The 3,783-nt window shown below is 65.8% G+C and carries 6 protein-coding genes; 5 read left to right on the top strand and 1 reads right to left on the bottom strand.

The window, feature by feature from the left end; translation table 11 throughout:
- Nucleotides 1–1,293, top strand: a 1,293-nt coding sequence (locus VFW69_RS07160) for a glycosyltransferase family 87 protein (protein WP_526499598.1), incomplete at its 5' end; no start/stop codon positions are given.
- Here the strand turns inward: VFW69_RS07160 and VFW69_RS07155 are convergent.
- Nucleotides 1,294–2,082: a deoxyribonuclease IV gene (locus VFW69_RS07155; protein WP_526499596.1), complete on the bottom strand. Its 789-nt coding sequence runs from the start codon at nucleotides 2,080–2,082 to the stop codon at nucleotides 1,294–1,296. It abuts the gene before it with no gap.
- A 183-nt stretch (nucleotides 2,083–2,265) separates the two neighbouring features.
- On the opposite strand from VFW69_RS07155, the gene rpsF reads away from it, so the two are divergent.
- From rpsF to rplI, 4 genes are all read left to right on the top strand, one after another.
- Entirely contained in the window at nucleotides 2,266–2,556 is a 291-nt protein-coding gene (gene rpsF, locus VFW69_RS07150) for a 30S ribosomal protein S6 (protein WP_526499594.1), read from the top strand.
- Between the two features lie 6 nt (nucleotides 2,557–2,562).
- Nucleotides 2,563–3,051 (top strand): single-stranded DNA-binding protein, encoded by a 489-nt coding sequence (locus VFW69_RS07145; protein ID WP_526499592.1) that lies wholly within the window; start codon nucleotides 2,563–2,565, stop codon nucleotides 3,049–3,051.
- 80 nt (nucleotides 3,052–3,131) lie between these two features.
- Nucleotides 3,132–3,368, top strand: a complete 237-nt coding sequence (rpsR, locus tag VFW69_RS07140; RefSeq protein WP_526499590.1) for a 30S ribosomal protein S18 — start codon at nucleotides 3,132–3,134, stop codon at nucleotides 3,366–3,368.
- An 11-nt stretch (nucleotides 3,369–3,379) separates the two neighbouring features.
- Nucleotides 3,380–3,783: 50S ribosomal protein L9 (gene rplI, locus VFW69_RS07135; RefSeq protein WP_526499588.1), on the top strand; the 404-nt coding region annotated here is incomplete at its 3' end.

Below are 3,783 nucleotides of genomic sequence, written 5' to 3'. Positions count from 1 at the left end.
CCCTGCGCCAGTGGCAACTGGATAGGCAACAAGCAGTACACGCACGTTTGCTACTCCGACATCGTGCCCCTGTGGGGCGCAGAGGGGCTGGACGTCGGTGCCGTCCCCTACCGCGACCACGCGGTGGAGTACCCCGTGCTCACCGGCGCGTTCATGTGGTTGACCTCGGGCCTCACCCACCTGCTCGAATCGCCTATTTCGGCCCTCACCGACGCCCAGCTGTTCGCCCTGCTCAGCTGCGTGTTGCTCGCGATCTGCGGGCTGCTGATGGTCGCCGGCACGGTGGGTGCGGCGGGGCGGCGACCCTACGATGCGGCGCTCGTCGCCCTCAGTCCGTTGCTCGTGTTCCACGCCTTCTCGAACTGGGACCTGTTCGCGATGGCGTTCACCAGTTGCGCGTTGTGGGCCTGGGCGCGTAATCGGCCCGTCGCGGCCGGCTCGTTGATCGGGCTCGGGACGGCCGCCAAGTTGTATCCCGCGCTGCTGCTGATCCCCATCTGGATTTTGGCCGCGCGCACGCACCGCTACCGAGAGGCCACGTGGGCCACGGTGACCACGGTCCTGGTCTGGTGCGCGGTGAACATTCCGGTCGCCGTCGCGTACCCAACCGGATGGTGGGAGTTCTACCGCTTCAGCGCCGACCGGCCCACCGAAGCCAGCACATTCTGGGCGATCGGCCACTACCTGTCCAACGTCGGGTTCTTCGGCCAGGGGTACGCCACCGCGTGGACGCCGCCCGGCATCGCGGTCCTCGCTGCAGTCATCGCCGGGCTCGCGCTCGTGGTGCTGCTCGGCCTCGGCGCGCCGACGCGCCCCCGTATGGCCCAGCTCGCCTTCCTCGTCGTGCTGGCGTTCTTGTTGACGACCAAGGTTTGGAGCCCGCAATACTCGATCTGGCTGGTGCCGTTGGTCGCGCTCGCCCGGCCGCGGTGGGGTCTGAATCTCCTGTGGCAGTTCAGCGAGATCGCCGTGTGGATCACCACGTTGCTCTGGCTGCTCGGGTATTACGACAGTGCCCGTGGACTCGACTACGGCGCGCTGATGATCGTGCTTCTCGCGCGCGACGGCCTGCTGATTGCGATTGCCGTTCTCGTCGTGCGGGAGATGTGGCATCCCGAGCACGACATTGTGCGCTCGGGCGGCATGGACGACCCGTGCGGCGGCCCGTTCGACCGCGCACCGGATGAGTTCGTCCTTACGCTGCGGGTTCCCGCCGCAGTACGACTGCCGGCGCCAAGCCGCACGGAAACCGGTCATCAACCGGCCGAAGATCCTCCCGCGCCGTCGGGTTGATCATCCGCTGACCGACACGATCCCCAGCGCGGCCCGCAGGAAGTCGATGTCCGCCCGCTGGCCTTCTCGCGGCGTCTCGACCAACGCGTCGGAGCCAGCCTCTCGCACAGTGCTCGCAATCGTCTCGGGCTCGATCATGCCGGCGTCGAAATTGGCGTGCCGATCAGCACCGGAGTCGAAGGCGTCCCGGCTGCTGTTCGCGTGGACCAGATCGATCCGGCCGGTGATGGCTCGGACCCGGTCAACGATTCCGGCTAGCTCCTCACCGCCGGCATACGCATGGCAGGTGTCGAGGCAGAATCCGGGCCCGAACTCGCCAATCGCATCCCAGAGCCGCGCCAGGCGGTCGAACCGGCGGGTCATCGCGTTGTTGCCGCCCGCGGTGTTCTCGATCAAGATCGGCAGCGGAAACCCGCCGTCGTCGCGCGCCCGGGAGAGAGTCTTACGCCAGTTGTCGTAGCCGATCTCCGGGTCATCCGAGGCGTTGAGATGACCGCCGTGCACGATCAGCCCCTTCGCGCCGAGTTGCGCAGCCGCTTCGGCGTGCTGAGCCAACAGCTTGCGGCTCGGGATGCGAATGCGATTGTTCAGGCTGGCCACGTTGAGCACATACGGCGAATGGATGTAGATCGTCAGGCCACTGGCTTTCAGTGCTTCGGCATGCGGATGCTCGGTCGGCTTCTTCCAACCCTGCGGGTCGGCCAGGAAGAACTGGACGACCTGGGCGCCCACGTCTCGCGCGGCGGCTAATGGATCGGTGGAATCGACGTGCGCCCCGACTGCTGGCATGGTGTCGAGCCTACGACCACCCTCGGACGTCGTCGGGAGCTGACATCCCGACCTGGAACGTTCGTCGCGATGGCGCCCACGCGGTAGCATGGTCATCGTTGCCGCGTCGGAGGAATCGACGCGGCCGCCTCCTGTCGCGGACCGTCCGCGGCCGACCTAGTCCATAGGAGGAGTGGCACTTTCATGCGCCATTACGAAGTCATGGTCATCCTCGATCCGAATCTCGAAGAACGCACCATCGCGCCGTCGCTCGACACGTTCCTGAACGTCGTCAAGAAGGACGGCGGCACGGTCGAGAAGGTCGACATCTGGGGCAAGCGCCGCCTGGCGTACGAGATCGACAAGCATGCCGAGGGCATCTACGCCGTCATCGACGTGCAGGCCGAGCCGGCTTCCGTACTCGAACTCGACCGCCAGCTCAATCTCAACGAGTCGGTGCTGCGGACGAAGGTCCTGCGGCCGGAAGCGCGGTAGGCAGCAATGGCTGGCGACACTGTCATCACTGTGGTTGGCAACCTGACCGCCGACCCGGAGCTTCGGTTCACGCCCTCGGGCGCCGCCGTCGCATCGTTCACGATCGCATCCACTCCACGCCAGTTCGACCGCAACACCAATGAGTGGAAAGACGGCGAGGCACTCTTCCTTCGGTGCTCCATCTGGCGTCAAGCCGCGGAGAACGTCGCGGAGTCGCTGCAACGCGGCATGCGCGTTGTCGCGCAAGGCCGGCTCAAGCAACGATCATTCGAGACGAGGGAAGGCGAGAAGCGCACCGTCATCGAACTTGATGTCGACGAGGTGGGCCCCTCGCTGCGCTACGCCACCGCGAAGGTGAACCGCACCCAGCGCGGCTCTTCTTCCGGCGGTTTCGGCTCCTCCGGATCGGGCGGCGGCGACGCCGTCGACGATCCGTGGGGCACCCCGCCGCCGCCCTCTGGTGGTGGGGGATTCTCCGACGAGCCGCCCTTCTGACGCCTCGGACCGATACCAGAATTGGAACCTGACGACGGTCTGCCGTCGTCACGAAAGAGTGAAACGAGCGGAGCACACCAATGCCGAAACCACCTATCCGCAAGCCTAAAAAGAAGCAGAACCCGCTACTCGCGGCGAAGATCGACTACATCGATTACAAAGACACCACCCTGCTGCGAAAGTTCATCTCGGATCGCGGCAAGATCCGGGCGCGCCGGGTTACCGGCGTGAGTGCCCAGCAACAGCGGGAAATCGCCAAGGCGATCAAGAACGCACGCGAGATGGCGCTGTTGCCGTACACCTCGACGGCGCGCTGAGGGGCCAGGTCATGAAGCTCATACTGACGCGCGAGGTGGCCGGTCTTGGCCTCGCCGGCGACATCGTCGAGGTGGCCGACGGCTACGGCCGGAACTTCCTCGTACCGCGTGGCTCGGCCATTCTGTGGAGCAAGGGCGCCGAGAAGCAGATCACCCAGATCAGGCGAGCTCGGGACGCCCGGGAGATTCGCGACCTGGGTCACGCCCGTGAGATCAGGTCAGACCTGGAGAGGCTCAACGTCACCCTCGGCGCACGCGCCGGCGAAGGTGGCCGGCTATTCGGTTCGATCACATCAGCTGACGTCGCAGCGGCCGTTAAGGACGCGGGTGGCCCACTGCTGGACCGCAAGCGGATTCGCTTACCCGGAAACATCAAGTCGACCGGATTGCACACCGTGACGGTCGAGTTGCATCC

Origin of the sequence: Mycobacterium sp., assembly GCF_036273375.1 — a bacterium.
GTDB lineage: Bacteria > Actinomycetota > Actinomycetes > Mycobacteriales > Mycobacteriaceae > Mycobacterium.
Note: the sequence above shows the minus strand (reverse complement) of the source record. Positions and strands in the feature narration are given on the sequence as shown.

Bases quoted from the DNA above. Each gene is read 5' to 3' on its own strand.
- VFW69_RS07145 (WP_526499592.1), top strand. From the start codon at position 2,563: ATGGCTGGCGACACTGTCATCACTGTGGTTGGCAACCTGACCGCCGAC.
- rpsR (WP_526499590.1), top strand. From the start codon at position 3,132: ATGCCGAAACCACCTATCCGCAAGCCTAAAAAGAAGCAGAACCCGCTA.
- VFW69_RS07155 (WP_526499596.1), bottom strand. From the start codon at position 2,082: ATGCCAGCAGTCGGGGCGCACGTCGATTCCACCGATCCATTAGCCGCC.
- rpsF (WP_526499594.1), top strand. From the start codon at position 2,266: ATGCGCCATTACGAAGTCATGGTCATCCTCGATCCGAATCTCGAAGAA.